The sequence below is a fragment of the Pandoraea sp. PE-S2T-3 genome, assembly GCF_002179965.1.
Taxonomy (GTDB): domain Bacteria; phylum Pseudomonadota; class Gammaproteobacteria; order Burkholderiales; family Burkholderiaceae; genus Pandoraea.
Genome location: NZ_NGUQ01000007.1, coordinates 64,730 through 78,961, shown reverse-complemented (window position 1 = coordinate 78,961; position 14,232 = coordinate 64,730). Strand labels below are relative to the sequence as shown.

General features: G+C 63.8%; 13 protein-coding genes and 1 tRNA gene. 5 read left to right on the top strand and 9 right to left on the bottom strand.

The features are described 5' to 3' along the window. Nucleotides 1-122: 122 nt before the first annotated feature. Nucleotides 123-797: a glutathione S-transferase family protein gene (locus tag CDV46_RS02430; RefSeq protein ID WP_087690140.1), complete on the bottom strand. Its 675-nt coding sequence runs from the start codon at nt 795-797 to the stop codon at nt 123-125. A 166-nt stretch (nt 798-963) separates the two neighbouring features. Here CDV46_RS02430 and CDV46_RS02425 point away from each other — a divergent pair, with 166 nt between their 5' ends. Further along, entirely contained in the window at nt 964-1,902 is a 939-nt protein-coding gene (locus CDV46_RS02425) for a LysR family transcriptional regulator (RefSeq protein ID WP_087721701.1), read from the top strand. Between the two features lie 251 nt (nt 1,903-2,153). On the opposite strand, the gene CDV46_RS02420 is transcribed toward CDV46_RS02425, so the two are convergent. From CDV46_RS02420 to CDV46_RS02395, 6 genes are all read right to left on the bottom strand, one after another. Then, nucleotides 2,154-2,453 (bottom strand): PXPV repeat protein, encoded by a 300-nt coding sequence (locus CDV46_RS02420; RefSeq protein ID WP_087690137.1) that lies wholly within the window; start codon nt 2,451-2,453, stop codon nt 2,154-2,156. Nucleotides 2,454-2,792: 339 nt separating this feature from the next. Beyond that, nucleotides 2,793-2,869, bottom strand: a tRNA-Val gene (locus CDV46_RS02415). A gap of 135 nt (nt 2,870-3,004) precedes the next feature. Continuing rightward, entirely contained in the window at nt 3,005-3,814 is an 810-nt protein-coding gene (locus CDV46_RS02410; protein WP_087721700.1) for an NYN domain-containing protein, read from the bottom strand. 33 nt (nt 3,815-3,847) lie between these two features. Then, the gene (locus CDV46_RS02405) at nt 3,848-5,251 is read right to left on the bottom strand and encodes an MFS transporter (RefSeq protein ID WP_087721699.1); all 1,404 of its coding nucleotides are present in this window, start codon (nt 5,249-5,251) and stop codon (nt 3,848-3,850) included. A 96-nt stretch (nt 5,252-5,347) separates the two neighbouring features. Next, on the bottom strand, nt 5,348-5,533 hold the full coding sequence (locus CDV46_RS02400; protein ID WP_087690131.1) for a DUF2783 domain-containing protein: 186 nt from the start codon (nt 5,531-5,533) through the stop codon (nt 5,348-5,350). Between the two features lie 66 nt (nt 5,534-5,599). Continuing rightward, the gene (locus tag CDV46_RS02395; RefSeq protein ID WP_087721698.1) at nt 5,600-7,303 is read right to left on the bottom strand and encodes an FAD-dependent monooxygenase; all 1,704 of its coding nucleotides are present in this window, start codon (nt 7,301-7,303) and stop codon (nt 5,600-5,602) included. Nucleotides 7,304-7,497: 194 nt separating this feature from the next. On the opposite strand from CDV46_RS02395, the gene CDV46_RS02390 reads away from it, so the two are divergent. Further along, the gene (locus CDV46_RS02390) at nt 7,498-7,953 is read left to right on the top strand and encodes a MarR family winged helix-turn-helix transcriptional regulator (protein WP_087690128.1); all 456 of its coding nucleotides are present in this window, start codon (nt 7,498-7,500) and stop codon (nt 7,951-7,953) included. 181 nt (nt 7,954-8,134) lie between these two features. Here the strand turns inward: CDV46_RS02390 and CDV46_RS02385 are convergent, their stop codons facing one another. Further along, a complete protein-coding gene (locus CDV46_RS02385; RefSeq protein ID WP_087690126.1) occupies nt 8,135-9,841 on the bottom strand; it encodes an acid phosphatase in 1,707 nt (568 codons plus the stop codon). Between the two features lie 464 nt (nt 9,842-10,305). On the opposite strand from CDV46_RS02385, the gene CDV46_RS02380 reads away from it, so the two are divergent. Then, nucleotides 10,306-11,634 (top strand): Fic family protein, encoded by a 1,329-nt coding sequence (locus CDV46_RS02380; protein WP_087721996.1) that lies wholly within the window; start codon nt 10,306-10,308, stop codon nt 11,632-11,634. Nucleotide 11,635: 1 nt separating this feature from the next. Here CDV46_RS02380 and CDV46_RS02375 read toward each other — a convergent pair whose 3' ends face one another. Further along, nucleotides 11,636-12,568, bottom strand: coding sequence for a LysR family transcriptional regulator (locus CDV46_RS02375; protein WP_087690124.1), 933 nt, complete (start codon nt 12,566-12,568; stop codon nt 11,636-11,638). Between the two features lie 156 nt (nt 12,569-12,724). On the opposite strand from CDV46_RS02375, the gene CDV46_RS02370 reads away from it, so the two are divergent. Continuing rightward, the gene (locus tag CDV46_RS02370; protein WP_087721697.1) at nt 12,725-13,465 is read left to right on the top strand and encodes a DsbA family protein; all 741 of its coding nucleotides are present in this window, start codon (nt 12,725-12,727) and stop codon (nt 13,463-13,465) included. Nucleotides 13,466-13,538: 73 nt separating this feature from the next. After that, on the top strand, nt 13,539-14,159 hold the full coding sequence (locus CDV46_RS02365; RefSeq protein WP_087690120.1) for an NAD(P)-dependent oxidoreductase: 621 nt from the start codon (nt 13,539-13,541) through the stop codon (nt 14,157-14,159). Nucleotides 14,160-14,232 lie beyond the last annotated feature (73 nt).

Below are 14,232 nucleotides of genomic sequence, written 5' to 3'. Positions count from 1 at the left end.
ACGACCGCTTCGCCTGCATGGAACGGCGAGTCCGGGCCCAGTATCGGCAGCGGCGCCGGCAGCAGATTTTCCCAATCGACGGGGGGATGGCGGATGTCGTTCATGATCGCCTCACACTCGGCTCACGCGGCCGCGTTCAGGCCGCACGGCAGCGATGCCATCGGGACGAAGCCCGGCAATGCGGCGATGCGGGCAAGCCATGCGCGTACGGCCGGATAGGGTTCGAGCGTCACGTTTCCTTCCGGGGCGTGCGCCAGATACGCGTAGCAGGCCAGATCGGCAATCGTGGGCGTGGCGCTGGTGAGGAATGCGCTCGCGCCCGGTGCCGTCAGATGCGATTCCATACGCGTGAGCAACTGGTTGGCGCGCTGGATCATGTCCACGGTGTCGCCCGGACGCTTGAACGCCACCACAATTCGGGCGGCAGCCGCACCGAAGGCCAGATCGCCGGCGGCAACCGACAGCCAGCGCTGTACGTTGGCGGCCGCCGCCGGGTCGCGCGGCAGCCATGTGCCGGCCGGGTCATAACGCGACGCGAGATACACAAGAATGGCGTTCGAATCGCTGAGAATCACGCCGTTGTCGTCGATCGCCGGCACTTGGCCGAACGGATTGATGGCGAGAAACGGCGGTTGCAAATGTTCTTTGGCGGGGAGGTCCACATCCACCGCCTCGAACGGCAGGTTCAGCAGGTGCAGCATCAGCTCGACGCGGTGACAGTGCCCCGAGAGGGCAAAGCGATACAGCCGGATCGGGCGGCTAGGGGCAGGGCGGGTCGATGGGGTTGACGCAGTCATGAGAAAGCTCCGGTGAAGTCGCGGGTCCTGGTGGTGCTGGCGTCGCGCTTTTGCTACCGAGCGCCATTCACGCATTCCACGTCTGCATTGTTATTCCTATTGAATTCCGGATAAATGGTGAAGAACTGATTTGACTACTCCAATAAGTGGAGTAATGTGGCTTCCCATGGATAAACTTCGTGCCATGCAGACCTTCGTCGCCATCGTGGATCAGGGCAGCCTGAGCGCGGCGGCGCGCGCGCTCGATGCCTCGTTACCCGCAGTGGTGCGCACGCTGGCGGCGCTCGAAACGTCGCTCGACGTGCGATTGCTCAATCGCACCACACGGCGTCAGGCGCTGACCGAAGAAGGCCACGCCTATCTGGACACCTGCCGTCGGATCCTCGGTGAGTTGCACGACGCCGAGGCACGTCTGACTGAGCGTCACGAGGCACCGACCGGCACGCTCGTGGTCACCGCACCGGTGCTCTTCGGTCAGTTGCATGTCGCGCCCGCCTTGCATCGCTTCCTGCGGGCGTATCCCGCTATCAAATGCCGGTTGTTGCTCAACGACCGCGTGGTGAATTTGTGGGAAGAGGGGATCGACGTGGGCATTCGCATCTCACCGCTCGACGACTCCACACTGATCGCACAAAACATCGGTGCCATCCGGCGTGTCGTGGTCGCCAGCCCCGCGTGTCTGGCCGAGCAAGGCGAGGTGACGCATCCGCGCGACCTGATCGGCAAGAACTGCATCCGTGCCTACGGTGTCGGTTACGCGCAGTGGCGATTCTGGGAGAAGGGGGAGAAGGGGGAGAAGGGCGAGAGGGGCGAGAGGGGCGAAGGTGGCCGCGAGTTTGCGGTGCCGGTCGACGGCAATCTGGAGGTCAATCACGGACTGGCGGCGATCGAGGCGTGCATCGGTGGACTCGGCTACGGCAGCTTCTTGTCCTATCAGGTTGTCGGGCCACTGGCCGATGGCCGCCTCAAGCGCGTACTCACGGACTACGAAGGACCGGCACGTCCGGTCAGCATCGTCTATCCGCATGCACGGTTGCTGCCGTCACGCACGCGCGCATTCGTCGAATGGATGAAGAAGGAATTGCGCGACGTGCCGATGGTGTGAGGTCGTCGCAAAGCCGGGCAGCGAAACAAAACTCGGACGGCAGACAAAAGAAGGCGGAAAGCGACAGTGCCGCTTTCCGCTAAAAAGCCCGCCGACGCCAACCGGCGGGCCGCTTCGTTCATGTCGGCCGAATCGTGTGAATCGTACGATTCGATCGCGGTACCAGATGCTTGGGCGTTATGCGTTTTGCGCTATGCGTCAGGTGCTTGTCGCGCTCATCGCGTTGAAGGGGCTAATCGCGAACTGCGCGATCAGTCACGGCGCCAGCCGCGATGCCAGCCGCGGTCGTGGCGGTCATGGCGATCGTCCCAGCGGCGTTCGCGCCAGTCGTCCCAGCGATCGCGGCCGTAGTAGACGACCGGGCGCGGTTCGACATACACAGGGCGCGGCTGCACGTACACCGGTTGCGGTGCCACGTAGACCGGCTGCGGCGCTGCATAGACCGGTGCCGGCACGCCCAGATACACGCCGACGTCCACGTGAGCCGATGCGGCACCTGATGCGGCAGCGGCGGCTACGCCAAGGGCAGCGATGATGAGAAAGCGTTTCATGGTGTCCTCCAGTGGCGCTCGCGAATCGGTGACGGTGTGTCGTTGCGAGATGAGGCGAGCGCTTGCGGGGTGAGTCGGATCGATTCGCACGAAGCGCTGTGTTGCCTGTCGTCGAATCGTTGAGGCCAGTGTAGCGAGCGTGTGGCGCGGCAGGTGCAACGAGTCTGTCGGGGATGTGTCGTTTTGTAACGCGAGTGGACGCGCTCTTTCCTTGTCACGTCACGCGCAGAGGACAGCGAAGCGGTGGGACATCGGGGACGGCGACAAAGTGAAAAGGCACAGCGGAAAAAACAAAAGGCGTCACGCGAAAAACGCGGGACGCCTTGTGCTTTTGTTCGTTGGTAGGCTCGATTGGACTCGAACCAACGACCCCCACCATGTCAAGGTGGTGCTCTAACCAGCTGAGCTACGAGCCTAGAAAGACCGCGAGTATAGGGTCAATTTCTGAAGGTGGCAAGTCTTTGGCGAAAATTTCTGAAAAATATTTATGAAGCGCTTTCGTGGCGAGCCTGCCGCGTGTCGTTTCGTGCCACTGACTCGCCATCGATGGGTCACGCCTCGCCGCGTTTTGCCGTGCCACGGCGTGGCTTGATTGGCTTGAGCCGCACCCAGATGCCTTGCTTGCCGCCCGTGCCTGCGCGCTGCTCCACATCGAACAAGCCGATGGTCGAGACGAGATCGCTGAGCTTGCCGAACCCGTAATTGCGCGAATCGAAGTCCGGTGCCTGCTTGGCGACGTGGCTGCCGATGGAGCCGAGACTTGCCCAGCCGTCCTCATCCGAGACATCCGTCACGGCGTTGCGCAGTAGTCGTACGAGACGCGCATCGCGCTTGAGTTCGGCGGCGCTGCGACGCTTATTACGCCGCGTGGGCGCTTCCTCGTCGTCGTCATCACGCTCGTGATCTTGCCGCAGCAGTTCGGTGTAGATGAACTTGTCGCAGGCGGTGACGAACGGCTGCGGCGTCTTGCGCTCGCCAAAGCCGTACACGATCAGCCCTTGTTCGCGAATGCGCGAGGCCAGCCGTGTGAAGTCGCTGTCGCTCGACACGAGGCAAAAGCCGTCGAAGCGCCCGGTGTAGAGCAGGTCCATCGCGTCGATGATCATCGCGCTGTCGGTCGCGTTCTTGCCGACCGTATAGCGGAACTGCTGGATCGGCTGAATCGAATATTCGAGCAGGCACTTCTTCCAGCCGTCGAGATTCGGTTTGGTCCAGTCGCCATAGATGCGCTTCACACTCGCCACGCCGTACTTGGCCACTTCAGTGAGCAGACCTTCGACGATGGCGGGCGCGGCGTTATCGGCGTCGATGAGAACGACGAGGGTCGATCCTTGAACGGCCACTGCGGAAGTCGGTGACATGAATGGGTTCCCTGTGGGCGAAGAGGTAACGCATTATGGCGCGGTTTGCCGCCGGGGCTGTCCCAGCGGTGCAAACCACAACACGGCAATCCCCACCAGCAGGCTCGCGGCGGCAAACAACAGCCCCGATGTGAACGAGTGCGTCCAGTCCTTGAGCACGCCCACAACGATCGGGCTCAGTGCCGAACCCAGATTCCCCACGGCGTTGATGACGGCGAGCCCGAGCGCACGCGTTTGCGGCGTGAGGCTGCGATCGGGCACGGTCCAGAAGATCGCCATCGCGGTGTACGCCCCGGTCGATGCCATGGCGACCCCGGCGAGACGCATCGACGCCTCGGGTGCGAAGCACGTGACGACCCAGCCCGCCGCCGAGAACAGCATCGGCAGCACGAGATGCCAGCGGCGCTCTTGCAGGCGATCGGAGCGGCGTCCCCACCAGATCATGCCGGCGATGGTGCAAAGCGAGGGAATGGCGGCGAGCAGGCCGATGGTGACGTTGCTGCTCGTCGTGCCGAAGCTCTTCACGATCTGTGGAATCCACAGCGACGCGAGCGAGAGCGTGTTGACCAGACAGAAGTAGCCGAGTGCGAACTTCGCCACCGTGGGCGTCAGGATGGCGCGCCAGACACTGCCCGTCTGCGTCGCGGCGTGGCGATTGCCAGCCTGCTGTGCGACGGCAATCGCCGCTTCACGATCGCGCGCAATCATGCCGTCGAGCGTGCGCTTTTCGGCAGAGGAGAGCCAGCGCGCATCCGCCGGTTTGTCGTCGAGATACCACCACGTGGCGAAGCCCAGCAACACCGTCGGCAACCCTTCGAGCACGAAGAGCCATTGCCAGCCGGCGAGGCCTGCCACACCGTCGAGTCGCAACAAATAGCCGGATGCCGCCGCACCGAGCGCCGATGTGACCGGCATCGCAATCATGAACCACGCGTTTGCGCGTGCCCGTGCCGCCGAGGGAAACCAGTCGCCCATGTACAGGAGCATGCCCGGCAGAAAGCCCGCTTCGGTAATGCCGACGATGGCGCGAATCAGGTAGAGGCTGGTGGCATCGTGCGCGAACATCGTGGCGCTTGAGGCGAGTCCCCACGCGATCAGGATGGCGCCGATCCAGCGCCGTGCGCCGAACTTCACGAGCATCAGGTTGCTCGGCACGCCGCACAGCACATAGGTCAGATAGAAGACCGTCGACGCCATGCCGAACATGGTGCTCGTAAGCCCGAGGTCCTGACTCATCGTGAGCGCGGCAAAGCCGACGTTGATGCGATCGAGAAACGAGAACAGGAACAGCACAAACAGAAAGCCGAGCAGACGTCGCGAGACTTTTCGTACGACAGCTTGCTCCATGGCGGCGCTGGGCGCGTCGGCGTGCGGTGCAATGGGTACAGGTGTAGCAATGCCGCCGGCGAGGCTGGCGGCAGGGGTCGTGCGGCTCATGATAAGTGTCTTCTCCAACGCGCCCCGCCTTGACTTGTCGTGTGGCGGTGTAAGGAAAGCGGGCCTGCCGTCGAGGGCAGGCGCCGAAAGAATCGATCAGGTGCGTGCGGCTTCGCCGATGAGTTCGATCACGCGTTGCGGGTTGCCGACTTCGTTGGCCAGCAACAGGGCGAGTTTGGCGAGCAGCAGTTCGCGCCGGTCTTCGGGGACGGCATCGATGGCCAGAGCGAGGGTGTCGTAAATTTCCTCAAGCCCGGCGATGGTGGTGGGTTGTGCGGTCATGACAGGGGCTTCCCCAAAATTACGTGGTGAGTGAAATGCAGCAGTGCGTGCCGCGCTTCACTCGGTTCAGACGCGGGCCGTCGCGTGCGCGAGCGCATCGGTAAGACGCGCGGCGTCGAGCGTCTGCCAGCGTGCGCAGATGTGGTGATCGGGCCTCACGAGATAGGCCGTGCCGTGCTCTGCACCGTACCTTTCGAACGCATGGCCGGTCGGATCGGGCAACGTGATGTCGGCACCGGCCACCGTGGTTTGCTTGTCGGCGAACGCGATCACCGTCACCGGCACACTGCGCTCGCGCCACGTTGCGAGGGTGTCGCACAGGGCGTCGGAGAGCGGCGCGTCGCCAAAGATCACGAGGTGGAAGGCGGCGCCGAAATGATCGTAGAGATAGTCGTTTGCACCGAGCTTCACGTTCGGTGCGGGCGCGCCGACGGTCGGGCCGGCGCTCATGCAAGCGTTGTCATCGTTTGGACTGTTCAACGGTGAGTCGCGATAGTCGTGTGCACGCGACGTGCGCCAGTGGAACAGCGGCCGCACGAATGCATGGTCGAGCGACAGGTCGAGAACGGCATCGCGCAGCAGGCGGAAGCCATGCGAGGGCGGTGTCATGAAGCGCGTGCTCTTGCCCGCTTCGGCGATGATCTCGCGTGCGGCACCCACGCGGTCGTGCGTGTACGACGTGAGCAATGCCGACGGCGCGACGCCTTTGGCCACCGCAGCCAGTTTCCATGCCAGATCGATGGCGTCCTGAAAGCCGGTGTTCGCGCCGCGCACACCGAAGATCGGCAGCAGGTGAGCGGCATCGCCCGCGAACAGAATGCGTCCGTGCACGTAATCGGGCAGCGTGAGTGCGCGCGCCGAATACACCGAACACCAGTCGAGTTCCCACGGCTTGCCGCCGAGTCCCATCATGTCGAGCTGCGCGTTGATGCGCTCGCGGATCGTCTCCGGTTGCAGCGCGTGTTCCGAGGTTTCCGAGGCGGGCAACTGATAGTCCACCCGCCAGATGCCGTCGGGCTCGCGATGCATCAGCACCGTGTTGCCCGGGTTCCAGTCCGGCGCGAAATAAGCGAGGCGTTCGGTCGGCAGATCGAGATCGATACGGATGTCGGCGATCACGAAACGCCCTTCGTAGCTCGCCCCCTCGAAGCGCAGCCCCATGGCGGTGCGCACCGTCGAGCGCGCGCCGTCCGCTGCTACGAGCCACTGCGCGTGTTGCGTGTATTCGCCGTCGGGCGTGTCGATTTGCAACGTGACGTGGCCGCTTTCCTGCGCGTTCTGCTCGCTCTGTGTCACGCCGACCAGCTTGTTCCCCCAACGAATCTCGACGAGCGGCTCGCGCTCGATGGCGTCCACGAGATAGCTTTCGAGCACGTTCTGTTGCAGGTTGATGAGCGGGGCGAATCGATCATCCTCGCTGACGGGCGATTCCATGCGGAACACGCGCTGGCCGCGATAGAACGAATTGCCACTCGTCCACGGCAGGCCCTTGGCGACCACGGCATCGGCCACGCCGACCGCTTGCAGAATCTCCTGCGAGCGGCGCGTGAAGACGATCGCGCGGCTGCCTTCGGAGACTTGTTGTTCGGCTTGCAGCACCACGCAGCGCACGCCGTGACGCGCGAGCGCCAGCGCCGAGACCATGCCGATCGGGCCGCCGCCGACGATGACAACAGGCACTTCGGGCGGCTCACCTTGCGGGAAAAAGTGCGGATGGACGCGGTACGCGTGATAAAGCGACGCGCGCGGGGAGGTCTCTGGTCGATGCATGATGCGACACCCGAAAACGGCTCGGCGCGCTCGCCATTGTCCGTCTCGTGTCAGCGCAGAGGCGGCCAGCAAAAGCGCGCAGGAAAGGCCAATCTGGCCTTTGCGTATTTAGTTGCTAACGCAACCATTCTAGTGTGCTAAGGTTGCGCCCGCAACCAAATATCGTCTCATTTCGACTAGGGGAAAACACTGAAATGCGGCCTGCTCACAAGACCCTCGATCAGTTCCTGACGTACAAGATGCACCGCCTGATGAAGCAGCACGACAAGCGCATTGCGCAGTCGTACGCGGATGCGGCGCAGTTGAGTCTGGCCGAATCGCGCGTGTTGGCGGCGGTAGGTTCGGCGGGGGCGCTGTCGAACTCCGAGCTGGCGCGGCGTGCGAATCTGGACAAGAGTCAGGCGAGCCGTGGTGCCGACGGACTGGTGTCGCGCGGGCTGGTGAGGCGCGCGCCGGACGAGTTCGATGGCCGGGCGGTGAAGGTCACGCTGACGCCGGAAGGCGAGGCGATGTGGCGCGTGGTGATCGGCGCGGCGCGCGAGCACTATGAACACTTGTTCGAAGCGCTGACGGACGAAGAAATGCGTGTGTACGAGCGGTTGCTCGACAAGTTGCTGTTGCGCTCGGATGAGCTGGATGGAACCGACTGACGCTGCGGTGTCGACGGGTGCAGACGTATGGCGCCTCACCGGATTCGGTTGCGCGCGATCCGGCACCATTGAGATGACAAAAGAAGAGGGGCACCCACGCGAGTCGGTGCCCCTCTTGCATTGCGACGACGTCCGGCGGTTCAGCAACGAGGCTGCCGGCAGCGCCGTCGCCCCGCTGCGATTACGCGAACGAGAGCGTCTTCGTCAGGTCGCCCGGCGGCATGGCGCCGCGTGCGGCGAAGGCGGCATTGCGATAGGCGATGCCTTCGAGCGTGGGCAGGTCATACAGACGCGTGATGAAGCGCAGCACCGAGGTGGTGTCGTAGAACGTGTGATCGACGTTGCCGCGCTTGGCGAACGGCGACACGACGAGTGCCGGAATGCGCGAGCCCGGGCCCCAGCGGTCGCCCTTGGGCGGGGCGACGTGATCCCACCAGCCGCCGTTTTCGTCGTACGTGATCACGACCATCATGTTCTGCCACTGCGGCGACTTCATCAGGTGGGCGAGGATGTTCGCCACGTGTTGGTCGCCCGACTCCACGTCCGAATAACCGGCGTGCTGGTTCAAGTTGCCTTGCGGCTTGTAGAACGTCACGGCGGGCAGCTTGCCTGCGATGGCGTCGGCGATGAACTTGTTCGAGATCGGGCCGTCGCCGAGGCCGCCGTCGCGCAAGTGTTCTTCACGCGCGGCGGTGCCGGGTGCGAACTGAGCGAAGTAGTTGAACGGCTGGTGGTGGTACTGGAAGTTCGGCGTATCCGGGCCGCCCTTGTGATCGAGTGCGGCCTGCCATGCACCCGCGTACCAGGCCCACGAGACACCCTTCGACGAGAGCAGGTCGCCGATGGTCGCGAAGTTTTGCGGCGGCAGCGTGCTCGGGTTCGACGGATCGGCGAGGTGCTTGTCGCCACTGGCCGACGGCTTCACCGGTGACGGCTGATACGGCGGCATCATCGTGTTCACGGCGAAGTTGTCGGGCGTGATGGCACCGTCGCGCACAAACTTCGGCTTGCCGTCAGCGGCGGCCGGCGATTCTGCATGCACGGCCAGACGCACGCCTTGCGGGCCGTCGGCGAGTACGGCGATCTTGTCCTTGGCCGGGCTTTGCGCGGCGTTCGGGTACACCGGCGGGCGGCCGGTGATCAGGAATTGGTGATTCAGGAACGAACCGCCGAAGGCCGCCATGAAGAAGTTGTCGCACATCGTGTATTGCTGCGCGATCTTGTACATGTTGAGCGTCTTGGCGGTCTCGCCGTAGTAGCCCATGACGAGACCACCGGAGTCGGCCCAGGCGGCGAACTGGTTGTTCGTGCCGTCGGCGATCTGCATCTGGTTCTGCCAGAACAGGTGCCACAGGTCGCGCGTAATGACCGATTCCGGCAGCAGCTTGCCCTCGGCGTCCTTGAGCATGAACGGCGCGTTGGGCTGGCGCGGGATGTCTTTTTCGGTGATGTGGTACTTCTTGCCGCCGATGGTTTGGGCCTTGGGCACGAGGCCGTCGAAGAACGGCGGGAGCATCGGCATCGGCGTTTTGCCGTCGCGCTCGAGCTGCGTGTAGGCGGAGGCGGGCACCTTCGAGAGCGGCTTCTCGATGCCGGGGAAATCGGCGAACAGGTTGTTGAAGCTGCGGTTCTCGAGGTAGATCACGACCACGGTCTTGATGCTGGCCTTGAGCTGGGCATCGAACGTGCCGCCGGCGGCGACTACGGTCGTGGCACCGGCACCGCCTTCGGCGGCGCAGCCCGTGAGGGCGGTGGTGGCGCCTGCGGCACCGGCGGCGCTGATGGCGGCCAGACCTTGCAGAATGCGGCGACGCGACGGGTCAGACGGATTGTCGTCCTGGCTGTCGAGGGCGGGATCGTGCGGCTGGGGCGTGGCGTCGTGCGTCATGATGTCCTTGTTTGACGTGTCGGGCTTGGGTGCGCGCGTTGGCGCCCGCAGACGGTCGGCAAGGGTACGACGTACGAGTCAGGTCGTCACCCTGCCCAGGCGGGCGAGGCAGACGACGTTTTTACGCGTCGATTGTGACAATTCAGTGACGAAACAAAGGCACTTCCCGGCGAGGGGGCGGAAGTGGCGGGGGCGGGCCAGGTGCGGCGGGGTGCGGCGGGGAAATTCCGAATGTCTTGGGGCGATGTGCCACGCGGGCTTTGCGGTTTCTACAATGAGCCGTTGCACTTCGAAAGTGTCCCGATTCTCCGTATCTTGGTTTCCCCAAATCCCCGGACGCATGTTCGGGGCAGTTGCCCATCCCGCCAATGACTTCCCTATTGAGTACCCGCCTGCGGTCCGACCTGCCGTTCGATGTTCGTTTGCTTCGCGTCATGCGAGAGCGGTCGATGGAAGGCCACGAGATGTCGACCTCCGAACAACTTGCCGACGCGACAACAGTCGGCCTTGAAACCGTACGCGACGCACTCGGCCGTTTGTGGGCGGGGGGCGATGTGGTTCGGCTTGGCGGCGGCGAGGCTCCGCGATATGTCGTCGTGAGCGAGGCGGCAGGCAGCGTTGTTTGCGAACCGCATTTGACGCACGACGTCAGTCCGCCGCTTGATACGTCCCCTGCAACCGACACCGAGGCAGTGTGGGCCGACACGTCACGGGAGGCGGTGCTGCGTCGTCGACTCGAGGCACCGCTCTCGACGCGCACTGCGGTGGGCTACCTTCGGAATTTCGTCGACAGCTACGTCCCCAATCAAACATCACTGTTGCCCGCGGAGTTGGCGCGCGGATTGTTTGGGGCAGGGCGGCTTCCTGGCCGTCAGCCGGCGGGGACATTTGCACGGCGTGTGCTGGAGGAATTGCTGATCGATCTGTCGTGGTCGTCGTCGCGACTGGAAGGTAACCGCTATAGCCTGCTGGAAACCGAAGCGCTGTTTCGCGAAAAGACCATCGATGGGGATCGCGATGCGGTGATGTTGCTCAATCACAAGCGCGCGATTGAGTTTCTGGTGGATGCGGTGCCGCATGAGGGGCTAACCACGAGCTTGCTGCGCAACCTGCACGCGTTGCTCATGCAGGACCTGCTCTCAAACCGAAACGCCCTCGGCACGATCCGGTGCCGGCCCGTTGGTATTACGGATACGCGCTTTCAGCCGGAGCAGACACCTTGCGTGCTCGACGAGATGTTCACGCAGATCGTGACGAAGGCGGCAGAAATCCGAAATCCTATCGAGGCGGCATTCTTCCTCTGGGTGCAGTTGCCGTATCTGCAACCGTTCGAAGACGGAAACAAGCGAACGAGCCGCCTCGCGGCCAATGTGCCGTTGATGCTCAAGAACTGCGCGCCACTGTCATTTCTCGATGTTGATCCGATGGAATACGCGCAAGCCATGATTGGCGTGTACGAGTTTCGCGACACATCGCTAGCCGTGCGGCTGTTCGAACGAACTTACCGCAGATCGTTGACGAAGTACGCAACTGCCGCGCTCTCGGATGATTCACCGGATTTGGAGCGTGTGAATTTTCGCGCGCAATTGACGGTCGCGATCGATCGCATCGTCCGGGCCGGCGCCACGGTGTCGGATGCGGTATCGGCACTCAGTCTCACGACGGGCGCCTGTCAAACCTTTGTGCCGATTCTGGAGGAGGAGTTGTCGGAGCTCGGGCCTTTCAACTGCGCACGCTATTACCTGACACCGCATATGACGCAAACATGGATTGATGCGGGGCGTCCGAGTTGATTCAGAGGCTGCGCGTCGCCGGCCGAGGCGCAAGGTACCCACTATCCTCAAACAACCCGGTCCGGAATTGCTCAACCAGATCGTCGAGCAGGGCACGCAGAGCGCTCGGCATCTGCTTGCGTGAGGTATAGACGCCGTACACGGTCATTTCTCGCGGCACGTAATCGGGCAGCAGCGCTTGCAACGTGCCGTCGCGCAGATACGGCAACGCCGCATAGACCGGTTGCATGCCGATGCCGGCACCGGCGAGCGTCGCCGAGAGCAGTACGTTTGCCTCGTTGGCCGACAGATTGCCGCCGACGGGTACCCCCAGCGGTGTGCCGTCATGCGTGAACTGCCACAGACTCTTGCCGAAATACGTGTACGTCAGACAGTTATGCAACGCGAGATCTTCGGCGCGCGAGGGCGTGCCAGCCCGTTGCAGATACGCCGGTGCCGCGCACACCACGGAATGGCAGGTCGCGAGGCGTCGCACAATTAATCCCGGCGCCGGCTCTGACGTCACACGAATCGCCAGATCGATGCGCTCGTCGACCAGATCGACGGTGCGGTCGGCCACCACAAGGTCGATGGCCACACCCGGATGCCGCGCAATGAAACGCGTGACCGCCGCCGCCAGAAACGCCTGCCCGAGCGACGTGCTGCACGCCACCCGCAACAAGCCGCGCGGCGTCGTGTCGTCGTGCGACACGCTGGCAAGATCGTCGGCGATACCGAGCATCTCGCGGCACCGGGGCAGCGCGTCGAGCCCCGCCTCGGTGAGACTTACCGCCCGCGTCGTGCGATGCAACAACCGCGTGCCGAGCCACGCCTCTAGTTCCGCCAGATAACGCGACACCATCGCGCGCGACATGTCGAGCCGCTGCGACGCCGCCGTGAGCGAGCCGCGCTCGGCCACTTCGGTAAAGACACGCATGGCTGTCAGCCGATCCATGATTTGCTCGATCGATGCAACAAAGTGATCGTCATTATGGGCTTTTTCTGAGCGATTGGCGCGTCTACGATGTCACTCATGGAACGCGTCGAATGACGACGCAGGCAAGCCGGAACGCCAATGCCACCGTTCCCCCGCTCAAAAGGACAGCCCGTCATGACCCAAGCCCGTTTGCATTACATCGCCGATCCGCTGTGCGGCTGGTGCTACGCCGCCGCACCGCTCGTACGCGCTGCCCGTGACGTCGCCGGTCTCGACATCGCCCTGCACGGCGGCGGCATGATGGCCGGGCCCAATGCGCAGGCGGTCACGCCGCAATTGCGCAACTACGTGATGCCGCACGACCATCGCATCGCCGCGCTTACCGGGCAGCCGTTCGGGGATGCCTATTTCGATGGCCTGCTGCGCGACGACAGCGCCGTGTTCGACTCGGCACCGCCGACGGCTGCCGTGCTGGCCGCCGAGACGCTCGCCGGGCGCGGTCTCGACATGTTTGCCGCCTTGCAACGGGCGCATTACGTCGACGGCAAGCGCATCGCCGATCGCGACGTGCTCATCGATATCGCTGCCAGACTCGGTCTCGATCGCGAGGCCTTTGCCGACGCCTTCGATGCGCAGGACGATGCCGCGCTCATGCGCCACTTTCGCGAAAGCCGTTCGTGGCTGACGCGCGTCGGCGGCAGCGGCTTTCCGACGTTTGCACTGGAAATCGACGGCCAACTTGAACGGCTGGAACCTGGGCGCTATCTCGGCAAGCCCGACGCATGGCGCGACGCATTGCGTGAACGTCTGCTCGCGGCGCAAGCGGTGCAGACCCACGCGCCGGGTGGCGTGAATGCCACCAGCAACGCTGCCGAAACGCCTCCGCAATGCGGCCCTGACGGCTGCGCGATCTGAATCTGCCGCGGAAGTGATGTCTGCCGATGACGTCACCTCTGCCGAATCCCCCCTCACTCTCAGGAGACTCCCGATGAAAGTCGCATTGATTGGTATTACCGGCCGCGTGGGTACGCGTGTCGCTGCCGAGTTGCTGCAACGTGGTCACACAGTCACGGGTATTGCCCGCAACCCCGAGCGCGTCGAAGCCGAGGCGGGCCTGCGTGTCGTCAAGGGCGACGCTGCCGATCCGGCATCGCTTGCACCGCTGCTCGCCGGCAACGACGCCGTCATCAGTGCCGGTCGTTTCGTATCGATGGATGCGGCGAAGCTGGTCGACGCCGTGAAGCGCGCAGGCGTGCCGCGTCTGCTCGTCGTGGGTGGCGCGGGAAGTCTGGAAATTGCGCCGGGCAAGGCACTGATCGACACGCCGGAATTCCCCGAGGCGTACAAGGCCGAAGCCAGTGCGGGGCGCGACTTCCTGAACGTGCTGCGCGCCGAGCCGAAAGACGCGTCGCTGAACTGGACCTTCCTGTCGCCGTCGGCCCTGTTCGAGCCGGGTGAGCGCACGGGCAAGTTCCGTCTCGGGGGCGATGGCCTGCTGGTCGACGCCAACGGCAAGAGCTGGATTTCGATGGAAGACTACGCCATCGCGTTGGTCGATGAACTCGAAAAGAATCAGCACCCGCGCGCACGTTTCACCATCGGGTACTGATCCGCGACGCATTCACGACGGATTTATCGTGGATCGGATATCGGGCGAGGGCGGTGACGTCCTCGCTCGAAGT